Genomic DNA, 16,919 nt, shown 5'->3' on the forward strand with positions numbered 1-16,919 from the left:
GAGTTAATAAAAAACCGAAGCAAGTGCTTCGGTTTTTTTATGGCGCTAAGTAAGGAGTTTTACTTGAACGGACGGTGCGGTTCGCCGGTGTATAACTGACGTGGACGACCGATGCGTTGGGTCTCTTCTTCCATCATTTCTTTCCAGTGAGCTATCCAGCCAACTGTACGAGATAGCGCAAAGATTACAGTAAACATGCTTACTGGAATACCAATTGCCTTAAGAACAATACCTGAGTAGAAATCTACATTCGGGAATAGTTTTTTCTCTTTGAAATAAGGGTCAGAAAGCGCGATGCGTTCTAATTCCATTGCTACGTCTAGTAGTGGATCATCGATGTTTAATTCGTTGAGCACTTCATGACAGCTCTCGCGCATTACTGTTGCGCGTGGATCGTAGTTTTTGTAAACGCGGTGACCAAATCCCATTAAACGGAATGGGTCATTTTTGTCTTTAGCACGTTCAATAAACTCTGGAATACGGTCTACTGAGCCAATTTCTTCTAACATTGTTAGACATGCTTCGTTGGCACCACCATGAGCAGGGCCCCACAAACAAGCAATACCAGCAGCAATACATGCAAACGGGTTAGCACCAGAAGAGCCTGCCAAACGCACTGTTGACGTAGAAGCGTTTTGTTCGTGATCAGCATGCAACGTAAAGATACGGTCCATTGCGCGTTCAACTACAGGGCTAACCTTATATTCTTCGGTTGGCACTGAGAACATCATATTTAAGAAGTTTGCTGCGTAGCTCAAATCGTTGCGAGGGTATACAAACGGTTGGCCTGCTGAATACTTGTAGCTCATTGCGGCTAAAGTAGGCATCTTAGAAATTAAGCGATAAGCTGCAATTTCGCGATGGCGCTCATTAGAGATATCCATCGAGTCATGGTAGAAGGCAGATAATGCACCCACTACACCTACCATGATCGCCATAGGGTGCGAGTCACGACGGAAACCTTGGAAAAAGTGGATTAGCTGTTCGTGCACCATTGTATGGCGTGTAACAGTGGTTTTGAAGTTTTCGTATTGTTCAACGTTTGGTCGTTCGCCGAACAAAAGAATGTAACAAACTTCAAGGTAATCAGCGTGTTTTGCTAGGTCCTCGATTGAGTAACCTCGGTGTAACAAAATACCTTGCTCACCATCGATGTAAGTGATTTTTGATTCACATGAAGCTGTCGCTAAGAAACCTGGATCAAAAGTGAAATATCCTTTTTTTCCTAGTGTACGAACATCAATTACGTCATGTCCTGCTGTACCAGACATAATCGGCATCTCGTATGCCTCTTGGCCTGGCAGCGTTAGGGTGGCTTTATTGTCAGCCATAGCACGTCTCCCTTGCTTGTTCTAATTGTATTGTTTTTTGGATACAAAGCGCAGCACATTCTCACCTAGAACAAGGTCAAATGTCAATTGGCTCTGGTTGTGAAATATGGTGACTTATAGCGTTTATGTTAAATTTTCGAATTAAGTTGGCTGTTTCGTTGCGCTAAATTAGCTAAATGAAGGAAATGTTAATTGTATTTGTATAATGTGGGCGTTATACTTTCTTCGAAGTATGGCGCTAGTCCGAGCATTTTTTGCGCAATATAAATGTGAGTTTTTATACTTTAGTCTTAATTTAGGCCTTAAGTTCACAAAATTAACATTATCGCAACTCGCTGCTCTGTCCAGAGCCTCACTTTATAACCATAATAATACTCAAGGACCTGAGTGGGCAGAGAATCGTGAAAACAAAACAAAGACCAGTAAACCTCGACCTACAAACCATCAGATTTCCCATTACCGCAATTGCGTCCATCTTGCATCGTGTTTCCGGTGTGATTACCTTTTTCGCTTTGGCTATTTTGTTAGGCCTACTTGCTGAATCCCTTCAATCAGCAGAAGGTTTTGCGAATGTGCAATCTATTATGGATAACTTCTTGGTGAAGTTAATCATATGGGCAAGCCTTACCGCGTTGATGTATCACATTGTTGGCGGAATACGTCACTTGATCATGGACATGGGCTATTGGGAAGAGCTAGATAGTGCATCATCTAGCGCTAAAATCTCATTCATTATCACTGCTGTACTGGCAGTACTAATGGGAGTAATCGTATGGTAACTAATGCTGCAACTTTTGGCCGTAGCGGTGTACATGACTTTTTGCTCATCCGCGCAACCGCCATTATTTTAACCCTATATACAATCTACTTACTTGGCTTCTTCGCATTTAACGATGTGACATATCAGTCTTGGAGTGGATTTTTTGCTTGGCTTCCAACCAAAGTATTCACCTTACTTGCACTTTTATCGATGCTGATCCATGCCTGGATTGGTTTATGGCAAGTGTTAACTGACTACGTGAAATGCACAGCATTGCGTGTTGGTTTACAGTTTTCTTTAACAGTTCTGGCGCTAATTTACGTAGCGACCGGCCTGTTTGTTATTTGGGGGTAAGTCGAGTGGCAATTTCTATTCGAGAGTTTGACGCCGTTGTAATCGGTGCTGGTGGAGCGGGAATGCGTGCTGCTTTACAGATTTCTGAAGAGGGCAAGTCTTGCGCTCTAATTTCAAAAGTATTTCCAACCCGTTCTCACACTGTATCTGCTCAGGGTGGTATTACGGTTGCGTTAGGTAATTCACATAAAGATAACTGGCAGTGGCACATGTACGATACCGTTAAAGGGTCGGACTACATTGGTGACCAAGATGCCATTGAATACATGTGTAATGTAGGTCCTGAAGTTATTATTGAACTTGAAAAGATGGGTTTACCGTTTTCTCGTTTTGATAATGGCTCAATCTACCAACGCCCATTTGGTGGTCAATCTAAAGAGTTTGGTGGTGAGCAGGCTGCTCGTACTGCAGCAGCTGCAGACCGTACCGGCCATGCTTTGTTACATACGCTGTATCAGCAAAACGTTAAAAAGAAGACCACTATATTTTCTGAGTGGTATGCCTTAGATTTAGTAAAAAATGCTGAAGGTGATGTTGTAGGTTGTACTGCAATGGATATCGACAGTGGCGAAGTGGTTTACTTTAAAGCTAAAGCAACCGTATTAGCTACTGGTGGAGCAGGGCGTATTTTTGCCTCAACTACTAATGCTCATATTAATACAGGTGATGGCGTGGGTATGGCGTTGCGTGCTGGCGTACCAATCCAAGATATGGAAATGTGGCAATTCCACCCAACCGGTATTGCTGGTGCCGGTGTGCTAGTGACCGAAGGCTGTCGTGGCGAAGGTGGTTACTTATTAAATAAGGACGGCGAGCGCTTTATGGAGCGCTATGCTCCAAATGCTAAAGACTTGGCTGGCCGTGATGTTGTTGCGCGTTCAATGATGACTGAAATTCGCGAAGGCCGTGGATGTGACGGACCTTGGGGCCCACACATCAAACTTAAGATGGACCATCTAGGCGAAGAAGTTCTAGAGAGCCGCTTACCGGGCATTTGTGAACTGTCTCGTACGTTTGCGCATGTTGATCCTGTTAAAGAACCAATCCCTGTTATTCCAACTTGTCATTACCAAATGGGTGGTGTGCCTTGTAATGTAAACGGCCAAGCTATTACTCAAAATGAGAAAGGTGAAGACGAAATCATTAACGGCTTATTTGCTGTGGGTGAAATTGCTTGTGTATCGGTACACGGCGCCAACCGCTTAGGTGGTAACTCATTACTTGATTTGGTTGTGTTTGGTCGAGCAGCAGGTAAATTCTTAGGTGAATACCTGAATGATGATATCGATATGGCAGATGCTACAGAAGCTGAATTAGATGCTGCCATGGCTCGTTATAATCGTTGGGAAAATTCAACTTCAGACGGTGAAGACCCAGTTCAAATTCGTAAAGACCTCCAACAATGTATGCAGCTTAACTTCTCGGTGTTCCGCGAAGGCGAGTCTATGGCTAAAGGCTTGGAAGAGTTACAAGTTATTCGCAAACGTTTAGCTAACGCCCGTTTGGATGATAAGTCGAAAGACTTTAATACTCAGCGTGTAGAGTGCTTAGAATTAGACAACTTAATGGCAACAGCAATTGCTACAGCCCATGCTGCAAACTTTCGCACTGAAAGTCGTGGCGCGCATAGTCGCTTCGATTACCCAGATCGTGATGACGCACAATGGCTGTGCCATTCACTGTTTGATCCAGCTAGCGAGACCATGGGGCGTCGTGAGGTGAATATGTCACCAAACCTACGTGAAGCTTTCGAACCTAAAGTTCGCACATATTAAGGAGGCGGTAATGAACGTTAATTTTTCTCTGTACCGCTACAACCCGGATACGGACACAAAACCAAATATGAAGTCATATCAGCTTGAGGTCCCAGAGGGCTCTGATATGATGGTACTAGATGCATTGATTTTGCTTAAAGAACAAGACCCTAGCATTGCTTTTCGACGCTCATGTCGTGAAGGCGTTTGTGGTTCCGACGGCATTAATATGAATGGTAAAAACGGCCTAGCCTGTGTGACTCCTTTGTCAGACCTGTTAGGTAAAGGCGATATAGTTATTCGCCCGCTGCCAGGCTTGCCTGTAGTACGTGACCTCGTGGTTGATATGGGGCAGTTTTACGATAACTATGCGCGTATTAAACCATTCTTAATCAATGATGAACAAATTCCGCCTGCTCGTGAAAACTTGCAGAGCCCAGAAGAACGCGAAAAGTTAGACGGAATGTACGAGTGTATCCTATGTGCATGTTGTTCAACGTCATGTCCTTCTTTCTGGTGGAACCCAGAGAAATTTGTTGGCCCTGCTGGCCTATTGGCAGCATATCGTTGGTTGGCAGATAGCCGAGATACGGCTACTGATGAACGTCTTGCAGAATTAGACGATGCCTTTAGCGTATTTCGCTGCCATGGCATTATGAACTGTGTAAGTGTTTGTCCTAAAGGATTAAACCCGACAAAAGCTATCGGCCATATTAAGTCGATGCTGATAAAACGGGCTGTTTAGCAAAAAGTTAATTTTTATAATTAGCTGGTTCTAAATAGCCATTTTACTTCGGTAGGATGGCTATTTTTTTATAAAACCCTATAAAGTCATACAGTGACGTAGAAAATAAAGGGATAGCGTTTAAATGCAAAATGGCGTAATGAAGGCCTGGCTAGAGTCCTCGCATTTAGCTGGTGCTAATTCGACCTATGTGGAAGACCTCTATGAGGCTTATTTAGAAGATCCTTCTTCTGTATCTGAACAATGGCAGGAAGTGTTCGCTGAGCTTCCAGCTGTGGAAGGTACATCTGAAGATACCCCTCACGCTCCTATTCGTGACTACTTTCGCCGTTTAGCGAAAGATACCTCTCGTTTTAGTTCTCCGGTTGAAGACCCTCAACACGGTGCCAAACAAGTTAAAGTATTGCAGTTAATTAATGCTTACCGCTTTCGCGGCCATCAGCATGCTCAACTGGATCCTTTAGGTTTATGGCAACAAGAACGTGTAGCCGACCTATCTCCAGAGTTTCATGCCTTAGATAGTGCAGACTTTGAAGAAACGTTTAACGTAGGTTCGTATGCCATTGGTAAAGAAACCATGGCACTTAAAGATTTACATAAGTCTTTATTAAAAACCTACTGTGGCTCTATCGGTGCTGAATACATGCACATTACCGATACTGACGAAAAGCGTTGGATTCAAAGCCGCTTAGAATCAGTTGAAGGGCAGGGCGACTTTACACAAGAAGACCGAATTCGCTTTCTTAAAAGCTTAACAGCAGCAGAGGGTTTAGAAAAATACCTAGGCGCTAAATTCCCAGGGGCAAAACGCTTCTCGTTGGAAGGTGGCGATAGCTTGCTGGTAATGCTTAAAGAGATTGTTCGTTCTGCCGGTATTCAAGGCACTAAAGAGGTTGTTGTGGGCATGGCTCACCGCGGTCGCTTAAACGTACTGGTAAATGTATTGGGTAAAAACCCATCAGAATTGTTTGATGAGTTTGCCGGCAAACACGACGACACTTGGGGCACTGGTGACGTTAAGTACCACCAAGGCTTTAGTTCAGACTTTGCTACTCCTGGTGGCAATGTACATATGTCGTTAGCCTTTAACCCATCGCATTTAGAAATTGTAAATCCGGTAGTGATGGGCTCAGTTCGTGCTCGACAAGATCGTCGTGCGGGTGAGAACTGTTTACCAATTACCATCCACGGTGACTCAGCTATTGCTGGTCAAGGTGTTGTGCAAGAAACCTTTAATATGTCACAAGCGCGTGGCTTTAAAGTTGGCGGCACAGTGCGAATTGTGGTGAATAACCAAGTAGGCTTCACTACCTCTAATCCGCGTGATACTCGCTCAACCCAATATTGTACCGATATTGCAAAAATGGTGCAGGCGCCAATATTCCACGTAAATGGCGACGACCCAGAAGCGGTTGCTTTTGTTAGTCGAATGGCGCTGGACTACCGCAATACCTTTAAGCGTGATGTAGTTATTGATTTGGTATGTTACCGCCGTCATGGTCACAACGAAGCCGATGAGCCAAATGCAACTCAGCCTTTGATGTACCAAAAAATTAAGAAGCACCCAACGCCACGTAAATTTTACGCGGATGTGTTAGTTGAGCGCGGTCAATTAGATAGCGCCGAAGCAACTGCGTTGGTTAATGGCTACCGTGATCAACTAGATAATGGGGATTGCGTTGTTGAAGAATGGCGCCCAATGACCGAGCACAGTGTTGATTGGCGTCCATACCTTGGTCATGAATGGGATATGGAATACGATTCTTCGTTACCCGTTGAAGCTATTCAAGATCTTGGTGAAAGGCTAACCAAGCTACCAGAAGAACATAAGCTGCACCCTCGTGTTAAGAAAATTAACGATGATCGCCGCTTAATGGCCTTAGGTGAAAAACCACTTGATTGGGGTTTTGCAGAAAATTTAGCTTACGCGAGCTTGCTTGACGAGAAGCAGAATATCCGTATTACCGGGCAAGATTCTGGCCGTGGAACTTTTTTCCATCGTCATGCGGTGTTGCATAACCAAACAGATGCATCAACCTATGTTCCATTGAAAAACCTTGCTGAGGAACAAGGGCACTTAGCCTTGTTTGATTCAGTATTATCTGAAGAAGCTGTGCTTGCTTTTGAATATGGTTACACAACTGCAGAGCCTTCTACTTTGGTTATTTGGGAAGCGCAGTTTGGTGATTTTGCTAACGGTGCCCAAGTGGTAATCGACCAATTCTTATCATCTGGCGAACAAAAATGGGGCCGTATGTGTGGCCTTGTGATGCTGCTTCCACATGGTTATGAAGGTCAAGGCCCAGAGCACTCATCGGCGCGTTTAGAGCGTTACTTGCAATTGTGTGCAGAACACAACATGCAAGTATGTGTGCCATCTACACCTGCCCAGGTTTACCATATGTTGCGTCGCCAACAGGTTCGCCCTATGCGTCGCCCGTTAGTGGTAATGTCGCCCAAGTCGTTACTTCGTCATCCTCTAGCGGTGTCTAGTTTAGAAGAGTTAGCAGAAGGTCAGTTCCAAAATGCTATCGGTGAATTAGACGATATCGACCCAGCTCAGGTTCGCCAAGTAGTAATGTGTTCAGGCAAAGTTTATTACGACTTGCTTGAGCAACGCCGTAAAAATGAACAAACTGATGTTGCTTTGGTACGTATTGAGCAGTTGTATCCGTTCCCCGACCAAGACGTGAAACAAATTTTTGAACAATATCAACATGTAGAAAGATTTGTTTGGTGTCAGGAAGAACCGCTTAACCAAGGTGCCTGGTATAGTAGCCAGCATCACTTTAAATCTGTAATCCCTGCCGGAGCAGAATTGCGTTATGCTGGTCGACCAGCATCTGCGTCACCTGCGGTTGGGTATATGTCCCTTCACTTAAAACAACAACGCGCTCTAGTTACTGATGCGTTGACAGTTGAATAAAAAAGAATAAAGGAAGCCTTAATGAGCATTGAAATTAAAGTGCCAGACCTACCTGAATCAGTAGCTGATGCAACAATTGCCACTTGGCACAAGCAGCCTGGTGACGCAGTAGAGCGTGATGAAGTAATTGTTGATATTGAGACAGATAAAGTTGTACTTGAAGTACCCGCATTGGAAGCTGGCGTGCTTGAAGAGATTGTTGAAGCAGAAGGTGAAACGGTACTTGCTCAGCAAGTTATCGGTAAGATGAAAGCAGGCGCAGTTGCTGGCGAAGAAGTTAGCACTAAAGCTGCGGATGCTGGCAACGATAAAGCTGATAGCGGCGAAGAGTTATCGCCTTCTGTACGTCGTTTAGTGGCAGAGAAGGGTATTGATGCCTCTGCAATTAAAGGCTCTGGCCCAAATGGTCGTATAACCAAAGAAGATGTAGAAGCACATATTGCTAAACCTGCAGCAGTTGCCAAAGAAGCTAAAGCCGAAGTGGCTGCTCCACAAGCGCCGCTATCTTCGCGTAGCGAAAAGCGTGTAGCTATGACACGTTTACGCAAGCGTGTTGCTGAACGTTTGTTGGAAGCTAAAAATACCACTGCAATGTTAACAACCTTCAATGAAGTTAACATGAAGCCAATTATGACTTTGCGTAAGCAATATCAAGACGTATTCGAAAAGCGTCATGATATTCGTTTAGGCTTTATGTCTTTTTACGTAAAAGCAGTTGTTGAAGCGTTAAAACGCTTCCCAGAAGTTAATGCGTCTATCGACGGTGATGAAATTGTTTACCACAATTACTTCGACGTAAGCATCGCTGTATCAACACCTCGTGGCTTGGTAACGCCGGTACTGCGTGACTGTGATTTGCTAAGCGTTGCTGATATCGAAAAAGGCATCCGTGAGCTGGCTATTAAAGGTCGTGATGGTAAGTTAACCGTTGAAGAATTAACCGGTGGTAACTTTACAATTACTAACGGTGGTGTATTTGGCTCGTTAATGTCTACGCCAATTATTAACCCACCACAAAGCGCTATTTTGGGCATGCACAAGATTCAAGACCGCCCAATGGCAGTGAACGGCCAGGTAGAAATTTTACCAATGATGTACTTAGCGTTGTCTTACGACCACCGCTTGGTAGATGGAAAAGAGTCGGTTGGTTTCTTAGTAACCATTAAAGAGTTACTCGAAGACCCAACACGCTTATTGCTCGACGTGTAATAAAAGTTTGTATTGGGCCTGGTTTTCAGGCCCTTATTCGGAAAGGTGTTCAGCACCTCTAATGTATCCCCTAACACTATGGATAGAACATCATGAATTTGCATGAATATCAGGCCAAGCAATTATTTGCCGACTATGGCTTGCCAGTGCCAGAAGGTTACGCCTGTGATACCCCACAAGAAGCAGCTGAAGCTGCGGGCAAAATCCCTGGCTCTACATGGGTAGTAAAAACTCAAGTTCACGCAGGTGGACGCGGTAAAGCTGGCGGCGTAAAAGTAACGTCTGATAAAGAAGAAATTAAGGCATTTGCTCAACAATGGTTAGGCAAAAACTTAGTCACTTATCAAACCGATGCTAACGGCCAACCTGTATCAAAAATCTTGGTAGAAGAAGCTTCTGACATCGCTAACGAGCTTTACTTAGGCGCGGTTGTAGACCGTGCAACGCGTCGCGTTGTATTTATGGCATCAACTGAAGGCGGCATGGAAATCGAAAAGGTTGCCGAAGAAACGCCAGAGTTGATTCACCAAATGGCTATCGATCCCTTAGTAGGTCCTCAAGCTTATCAAGCGCGTGAGTTAGCGTTTAAATTAGGCCTTGAAGGCGCTCAAATTCGTCAATTCACTAAGATCTTTGTAGGTCTTGCAGAAATGTTTACTGACCACGATTTGGCGCTTTTAGAAATTAACCCACTAGTGGTTACCGGTAGTGGTGATTTAGTTTGCCTAGACGGTAAAATTAACATCGATTCAAATGCGATGTACCGTCAGCCTAAGCTACGTGAAATGCACGATCCTTCGCAAGAAGACGAGCGTGAAGCACATGCCGCACAATGGGAGCTAAACTACGTAGCACTGGATGGTAGCATTGGTTGTATGGTTAACGGTGCTGGTCTAGCGATGGGTACTATGGATATCGTTCAACTACACGGCGGTTCTCCAGCCAACTTCTTAGATGTTGGTGGCGGCGCAACCAAAGAACGTGTTACCGAAGCATTTAAGATTATTTTGTCAGACGACAAAGTAAAAGCCGTATTGGTAAACATTTTTGGCGGTATTGTACGTTGTGACTTAATTGCCGACGGTATTATTGGCGCTGTAGAAGAAGTAGGTGTGAGTGTACCAGTTGTTGTTCGCCTTGAAGGTAACAATGCTGAGTTAGGTACCCAACGTTTGGCTGAGTCAGGCCTTAACATTATTGCAGCTACCAGCTTAACTGATGCTGCAGAGCAAGTAGTTAAAGCAGCGGAGGCCAAGTAATGAGCATTCTAATCGACAAAAACACTAAAGTGATCTGTCAAGGCTTCACTGGTGGTCAAGGTACTTTCCACTCTGAGCAAGCTATTGAGTACGGTACGCAAATGGTAGGTGGCGTATCACCTGGTAAAGGCGGTCAAACTCACTTAGGTCTTCCTGTTTTCAATACAGTAAGTGAAGCGGTACAAGCTACTGGCGCAGACGCTACAGTAATTTACGTACCAGCTCCTTTCTGTAAAGACGCTATTTTAGAAGCTATCTCAGCGGGCATCAAAATCATCATCACTATTACCGAAGGCATTCCAACTTTGGATATGCTAGAAGTTAAAGTGAAATTGGATGAAGCCGGCGCACGTATGATTGGTCCTAACTGCCCGGGTGTTATTACGCCTGACGAATGTAAAATTGGTATTATGCCAGGCCACATTCATAAAGCCGGTAAAGTTGGTATTGTGTCTCGTTCTGGAACACTTACTTACGAAGCTGTTAAGCAAACGACCGACGAAGGTTTTGGTCAGTCTAGCTGTGTAGGTATTGGCGGCGACCCTATTCCAGGCTCTAACTTCATCGACATTTTGGAAATGTTCCAAAACGATCCAAAAACTGAAGCAATCGTAATGATTGGCGAAATTGGTGGCAGTGCAGAAGAAGAAGCAGCAGCTTACATTAAAGAAAATGTAACTAAGCCTGTAGTTTCTTACATTGCTGGTGTTACTGCTCCTCCGGGTAAGCGTATGGGCCACGCTGGTGCCATTATCGCTGGCGGTAAAGGTACTGCCGCAGACAAGTTTGCTGCTCTTGAAGATGCAGGTGTTAAAACAGTACGTAGTCTTGCCGATATTGGTAAAGCATTGCGTGAAGTTACCGGTTGGTAATCTTCAACTTAATGCAATAAGGCGCCTTAGGGCGCCTTTTTTATTGGCTAAATTTTGTTAGCTCTTTGGTGGTATGAACGCGGAGAATTGTAAGCGACTTACTATTATCACAATAACCATTGTTAAGGGGCTGAATAACTTGCTTTTAAGCGGGGAATGAACAAGGATGAAGGGATAAAAATAAAATAATTACTAGACTAACGACAAGGATGAACTATGAAGGATTCTCTTCCTATAGAACATTTGTATTACACAGAGAGTAGCCTAGAGAAAATTCTAGGTAACCTCGACAAAGTTAGACAGAATATCTTTCCTAATTTGTCTGAAGAAAAAGACTTATTAGAACAAAGCTTCCCCTCTGTTTGCTTAATTGGCCTAGGTCGCTGCGGATCAAACATAGCACTTGATGTAGCCACTTTGGTATACAACTCCCGAAATCACTACCTTAACGAGTTAGAGTATCAAGACCAACTCGCTCAGGAACGTGAATTTAAACCGATGCGTTGGATTAAAAATCATTTGCCACTGGATAGCGGTAACGGTGACAACCCAGTATTTTTGATTGAACCCGTGGTTCTGGTAGGCGATTTAGATAAAGACATTGCCGGGCGTATTAAGTACTCCTCACAAGCCGGTCGCCAAAAGTTTCTCGATGAATATAAGAAGCTCCAGTTGATGGATTTATCTGAAGTACACGCCGGAGGCGCAGGTAACGCGCCAATTTTAGGCCAGTACTTAGCTAAAATTATTTTAAATAAGGAAACTGCCAGCTTTAGAAATGAAGATTGGCGTCACATTCACTCTTACTTGGTTGACTCTTGCGGCATTAAAGCTAACCAATCACGCCTTTACTTCTATATATTTAGTGCCGGTGGTGGTACTGGTTCTGGCATGGCATCCGAGTTTGGCCTTGCTCAGCAGTTTTCTTACCTAAGTAAAACCTTTGATTATCAAGTTTCGCCATCTAATCAACCCGATAAACGTGATTCGTTTGTTTTTGAACCTATCTTCACTTCAGGCATTTGTATCCTGCCTAATATCTCGGGTAGCAGTATCGAGGTGTCTGAAGCTTTGCATATCAACGCCGGTCGTTTGTTGTGTAAGTATCTTTCTGAAGAGTGGGATTTCTCGTATAACGTAGAGCGTGAAAGCAACGATACGCCAGAAGATGTGATGAAGCGAATTCGCCCTTGGAACTCTATGATGTTGATTTCTAACGATATCATGCGTTATGTGGAGCAAGAAGAAAGCGATAATGGCAAAGATATTGACGTAAACACCATGGAGAAATATGCCAATCAGTATATCTCTCAACAAATATTCAATATCTTAACCGCGCAAGCGGTAACCACTGATTACGACGAAAATTACTTCCGTCGAGCAGGCATTGATATTTCAGAAACCGTACGCTTAGATGCAAACGATTTGTTCATGAGTATGGCTGGCCCTGTAGCGGTCGCTTACGCAGAGAGTGTGGTAAACAAATCTGTAAATGATGATGTTGATATTGATGAGTTGTTTTTCCGCTCTATCGATTTACCTCACTTCAATCGTGATACTCAAGCTATTGAAGGTATTAGTATTTTACCTATCGAATCGCAGCGCTATAAGCAGTCATTGAAGAAGTATCAAGACAGCCAATACAATGCAGAAGAGCTAAATGACTTACACTTCTTTAAGCATTGTTCGTCGGTAATATCTATTATCTCTTTGCCAAAAGATTACAAACTGTCGTTTATGGATTTAAACAAGCTTAAAGTGCATATTAATAAGCTTTTCCCAAACACGACCTTAAAGCGTTATGCCTTGGTAATTGGCGCTTCAGCAAACTTGTCTTTAACGACTTTGGTAGCCAAAAGCCCATGTTTGAGTGATGACTTTTTGACCTTGGTGGTTGCTTATATTAAACGTTGTTTTGCTAAAGAAGAGTATCGTTATAACGATGATATTGACCAAGCAATACTGCGCTTTATTACCCAAGATGAGTTTAAGCCAGAAGAGTTACAAGAGTTCTTATGGGAGTTTGAAAACCCAGCCAAGATCTTGGATACCAATTGGTATGCTATTAAGCCAATGTATGAGAAGAAATATCGAGAGTTGATTGGCGAAGCTGATAAGTTTGTATCGATTAACGATATTCGTTTGGACTTTAAGAACGTGGAAAATGCGATTAAATATCTGCGTGAAATCTATCGACACCGCATCAGTAAAACCAACATTCTATCTTTGGATAATGATGCCGGCGGAGTTATTCACTTATCGCCTGGGCTACACTCAATAGAGCCTGTGGCCGAATCTAAATAGACACTAAAAAAGGGGCTTTAGCCCCTTTTTTTATGTGTGCAGCAAGCAAATTAGTTATTGCCTAAGCTTTCGCTGTCTAATACTAACTCTAGTGCTTCGGCTGCAAGGTTTTGCTCTTGTTGGCGTAGTAAGTTGTAGTTCTCTACAGCGCGGCGATTGGTCGCTACGTTTCGTTCGATAGCATATTGAAGATCAGTCTTCATGGGATTCCCTATATATACGATGATCAAACTTATGACCTTATAGTCGGCACAAGTTTGAAGGCGCAATGTTACACAAATGTGAAAGAAAGGTGAAGTGTTTACTTTGTGTTTTGAGCCCGTTTGCCGCTAAATTGTTCAAAATAAGCAGAAAGCCAAATTCCTTCTATAATCGGGGGCAAGCCTTGTGATTATACTTGGACAAGGATGAAAATTTGTTTCAAAATGTGGGCGTTATCTGATTAGGGTCATAAAACTTTTACCCTTTGCGTGGCAAAATGCGCGCTCATAAAAACAGTGGGTTGGAATTGTGAAGTCGCCGATTCTAGTGCTGTTAAAAGAATATTTGTTGTTTCGTGCAGCTAAGTTAAGCCAATAAAAGCAAAAAAGCATTAATAGGCAGGCACGAAGGAATTGTTGAATTATTACGTAAGTTTTGGTCAGTTCAGCTTTGTGAGGGAATGATGGTTAAGAAAATTGGTGTTTTAACAAGTGGCGGCGACGCTCCTGGTATGAATGCTGCGGTACGTGCAGTTGTGCGTAGTGCGTTATCTAAAGATATTGAAGTATACGGCGTATACGACGGTTACATGGGCTTATACGAAGACAACATTAAGAAGTTGGATCGTTACAGCGTTTCTGATGTTATCAACCGTGGTGGTACGTTCTTGGGCTCAGCTCGATTCCCAGAATTTAAAGAACTTGCTACCCGTGAAGTAGCAGTAGAGAACATGAAGAAACACGGCATCGAAGCGCTTGTAGTTGTGGGCGGCGACGGTTCTTACATGGGCGCTAAAAAGCTAACTGAAATGGGTTTCCCATGTATTGGTTTGCCAGGCACTATCGACAACGATATTGCAGGTACTGATTACACCATCGGTTTCGATACTGCGCTAAACGTAGTGATTGACGCGATTGACCGTATTCGTGATACCTCTTCTTCACACAACCGTATTTCTGTTATCGAAATCATGGGTCGCTACTGTGGCGACTTAGCCATGCAAGCTAGCATCGCCGGTGGTGCAGAATACGTGATTATTCCTGAAAAGGGTTTTGATCGTGAAGAGCTATTAAACAGCCTTAAAGATGGTCAGAAAAAAGGTAAGAAACACGCTATTGTTGCGATTACCGAGCACATTACTAACGTGAATGAGCTAGCTGCTGGTATCGAGATGGCCACTGGTCGCGAAACTCGTGCAACCATCCTTGGCCACATTCAACGTGGTGGTACACCAACCGGTCGTGACCGCGTAATGGCTAGCCGTATGGGTGCATACGCGGTAGACCTTCTACTAGAAGGCGAAGGTGGACGTTGTATCGGTATTCAAAACAACAAGATGGTTCATCACGACATCATCGATTGTATTGAAAACATGAAACGCCCATTCAACGAAGACTTGTACGACCTATCTAAGTGCTTGTTCTAAGCGCTTAGCACTATTAAAAAAGCCCGCAATAGCGGGCTTTTTTGTATCTTCAATTCACTGTCATTAGCGATAGTCGTTTAACGACCAATCGTAATCTAGGTAAGATATTTTAGCTTTTTTAACTTGCTCAGGGCTTACGCGTAAATCTGCAGCATACTGGCTTAAGTAGTTATTAAGGCCACCTTCAAAGTCACCTTTGTACCATTTGAAGATTGAAGAGAGGTAAAGCCGATCTTTTTCGTCGTCATAATAGTTTTTGTTGCTATGTAAAAACTCTCTAAACGCTTGGGTGAGTTGTTGCTCAACGGCTTCGCCAGTAAATGCCACGCTTTGCAGAGGAGGGCAGCTAATAGCAGCACACACTACCGCGGCATGAATGTGTGGATTATTGTAACCGGGGCGAATTAAATCGTGTTCGATATGATCAAGACTGACTTTTTCACCAAACAGCATAAAGCGTTTTTTCTTCCAGGGCGATTGAAACAGGTTACCCAAATCGCGAATAGAAGTAATGTTAGGGTAGGCGCTAAGAATGTACTGCACGGTATAAGCATTGTAGGCATTAATTAGAAATGCCAGTTGCTCGTTATCAGACCAAGCATCAAATTTACTTTGCGTAATGCTTGCCAATTTGTCTAAATAAGCCTGTAATTCTTGTCGATCAAAGTTGGCATAGTCTACGCGACTTTCTTGATTAGCCACCGGCCAATGAACATATTCTTTAAGCAAACCATCCCATTGCGAATGATCAAAAGATTCCGCCAAGGCCAATGGTGATGCAATTAAACTAATAAGGATTAAAACTTGAGCAAACAGATGCTTTGCAGGGTTAAAAAGCGTTTTTAGCGTTTGCAAAACCGTAAGGCTTAAGCGAGAATAGCCTCGCTTCTTCGGAAGCTCATCTATGGTGGCCCTATTGGTCCTCCCGCATTGATACTCTGTGAACTCGGCCAGGCCCGGAAGGGAGCAACCGCAGCAGACGACTCGAGTGCCGGGATGTGGCTGGTAGGGTTGCCACCCAATCTTATAAGTAACTAATTTAATAAGATTTCTCACGTTTCTTCCTCTTTTATGCTAAATCCAAGCTAATTATCAAATACGCTTAGTTTATAATCACTTACTGAATATAAGACAGGCTATTGTCATTATTTCTTTCAGCGCATGCCGAGAACGCGCTTTTAGCTGTTTACGATTGATTTATTTACGTAAATGTTGAAGCAGAAGAGTAAGGCAGTTTGGGTGTTTAAGGCTTTACTCACTAATTGTTGTTGGTTTTTGTTAGTGAGTAAAACAAGCAAGCTGTTGACTAGGCCAGTTTAGTAGGCTGGTAGTAGCCTTGTTTGTTTAGTTTAACAGTGTAAAAGGCAGCAAAAGCAAGGAATAAAAACTCTATTAATACCATTGCCCATTGCTGTATGCCAAGGTGTGCAAGTGCTGAGCGCATGTTAATGATGCTATGTAGGTTCATAACAACGCTGTAGCCGAAAATGGCAAAAATAAGCAAGCGGCTAATACCTATTCTAAGTATTAAAGTGAAGGCCGTCCCTAGGTAAAGAGCAGTAAAGCCTATATGGGGTAATAATAAGGATATAGGTGCATTACCTAAGCCTGTTACAACATAAAACAGCTGTATTGCGCCTTGGTAAATAAAATAAGTGGCGATTAGCCAAACAAGTAGCGGTTTGTTATTAGTCATTATTTAATCATTCCTTGATATCTATTTTGAGTTGCACACTAAAGCAGCGAAGCGAATACCCAGCTGCTATCTCTGCTAGTGA

The 16,919-nt window shown here is 43.3% G+C and carries 14 protein-coding genes and 1 other RNA gene; 11 read left to right on the top strand and 4 right to left on the bottom strand.

Features of this window, described 5'->3' with window-relative positions; genetic code table 11:
• Positions 1-59 precede the first annotated feature (59 nt).
• Positions 60-1,331 (bottom strand): citrate synthase, encoded by a 1,272-nt coding sequence (gene gltA, locus OAG1_RS09250; protein ID WP_016402545.1) that lies wholly within the window; start codon positions 1,329-1,331, stop codon positions 60-62.
• Between the two features lie 398 nt (positions 1,332-1,729).
• On the opposite strand from gltA, the gene sdhC reads away from it, so the two are divergent.
• The 9 genes from sdhC to OAG1_RS09295 all read left to right on the top strand — a co-directional run bounded on the left by sdhC (position 1,730) and on the right by OAG1_RS09295 (position 13,514).
• Complete coding sequence (gene sdhC, locus OAG1_RS09255; RefSeq protein ID WP_040307366.1) at positions 1,730-2,110, top strand: succinate dehydrogenase cytochrome b556 subunit; 381 nt, start codon at positions 1,730-1,732, stop codon at positions 2,108-2,110.
• Positions 2,104-2,445 carry a succinate dehydrogenase, hydrophobic membrane anchor protein gene (sdhD, locus tag OAG1_RS09260; protein ID WP_016402543.1) on the top strand — a complete coding sequence of 114 codons (342 nt, stop codon included), beginning with the start codon at positions 2,104-2,106 and terminating at the stop codon, positions 2,443-2,445. The genes sdhC and sdhD overlap by 7 nt, the downstream gene beginning before the upstream one ends.
• Positions 2,446-2,450: 5 nt before the next feature.
• Positions 2,451-4,220, top strand: a complete 1,770-nt coding sequence (gene sdhA, locus OAG1_RS09265; protein ID WP_338625990.1) for a succinate dehydrogenase flavoprotein subunit — start codon at positions 2,451-2,453, stop codon at positions 4,218-4,220.
• 10 nt (positions 4,221-4,230) lie between these two features.
• Complete coding sequence (locus tag OAG1_RS09270) at positions 4,231-4,944, top strand: succinate dehydrogenase iron-sulfur subunit (RefSeq protein WP_040307614.1); 714 nt, start codon at positions 4,231-4,233, stop codon at positions 4,942-4,944.
• A 124-nt stretch (positions 4,945-5,068) separates the two neighbouring features.
• Positions 5,069-7,870: a 2-oxoglutarate dehydrogenase E1 component gene (sucA, locus tag OAG1_RS09275; protein WP_016403619.1), complete on the top strand. Its 2,802-nt coding sequence runs from the start codon at positions 5,069-5,071 to the stop codon at positions 7,868-7,870.
• A 21-nt stretch (positions 7,871-7,891) separates the two neighbouring features.
• Positions 7,892-9,079, top strand: a complete 1,188-nt coding sequence (gene odhB / locus OAG1_RS09280; protein ID WP_338625995.1) for a 2-oxoglutarate dehydrogenase complex dihydrolipoyllysine-residue succinyltransferase — start codon at positions 7,892-7,894, stop codon at positions 9,077-9,079.
• A gap of 92 nt (positions 9,080-9,171) precedes the next feature.
• Complete coding sequence (sucC, locus tag OAG1_RS09285; RefSeq protein WP_016403617.1) at positions 9,172-10,338, top strand: ADP-forming succinate--CoA ligase subunit beta; 1,167 nt, start codon at positions 9,172-9,174, stop codon at positions 10,336-10,338.
• Positions 10,338-11,210 (top strand): succinate--CoA ligase subunit alpha, encoded by an 873-nt coding sequence (gene sucD, locus OAG1_RS09290; protein WP_016403616.1) that lies wholly within the window; start codon positions 10,338-10,340, stop codon positions 11,208-11,210. Before sucC ends, sucD begins: the two co-directional genes overlap by 1 nt.
• 216 nt (positions 11,211-11,426) lie before the next feature.
• On the top strand, positions 11,427-13,514 hold the full coding sequence (locus OAG1_RS09295; protein WP_016403615.1) for a hypothetical protein: 2,088 nt from the start codon (positions 11,427-11,429) through the stop codon (positions 13,512-13,514).
• Between the two features lie 50 nt (positions 13,515-13,564).
• Here the strand turns inward: OAG1_RS09295 and OAG1_RS09300 are convergent, their stop codons facing one another.
• Positions 13,565-13,717 (bottom strand): hypothetical protein, encoded by a 153-nt coding sequence (locus OAG1_RS09300; protein ID WP_194164085.1) that lies wholly within the window; start codon positions 13,715-13,717, stop codon positions 13,565-13,567.
• 461 nt (positions 13,718-14,178) lie between these two features.
• Between OAG1_RS09300 and pfkA the strand changes: the two genes are divergently transcribed.
• Positions 14,179-15,141, top strand: a complete 963-nt coding sequence (gene pfkA, locus OAG1_RS09305; RefSeq protein WP_338626420.1) for a 6-phosphofructokinase — start codon at positions 14,179-14,181, stop codon at positions 15,139-15,141.
• 63 nt (positions 15,142-15,204) lie between these two features.
• Here the strand turns inward: pfkA and OAG1_RS09310 are convergent, their stop codons facing one another.
• Positions 15,205-15,906: a DUF547 domain-containing protein gene (locus OAG1_RS09310; RefSeq protein WP_338626001.1), complete on the bottom strand. Its 702-nt coding sequence runs from the start codon at positions 15,904-15,906 to the stop codon at positions 15,205-15,207.
• Positions 15,907-16,055: 149 nt separating this feature from the next.
• Here OAG1_RS09310 and ffs point away from each other — a divergent pair.
• An RNA gene (gene ffs, locus OAG1_RS09315) (signal recognition particle sRNA small type) lies at positions 16,056-16,152 on the top strand.
• 295 nt (positions 16,153-16,447) lie between these two features.
• Here ffs and OAG1_RS09320 read toward each other — a convergent pair.
• The gene (locus OAG1_RS09320; RefSeq protein ID WP_338626003.1) at positions 16,448-16,837 is read right to left on the bottom strand and encodes a hypothetical protein; all 390 of its coding nucleotides are present in this window, start codon (positions 16,835-16,837) and stop codon (positions 16,448-16,450) included.
• Positions 16,838-16,919 lie beyond the last annotated feature (82 nt).

Source organism: Agarivorans sp. OAG1, assembly GCF_037076485.1.
Lineage (GTDB): Bacteria > Pseudomonadota > Gammaproteobacteria > Enterobacterales > Celerinatantimonadaceae > Agarivorans > Agarivorans albus.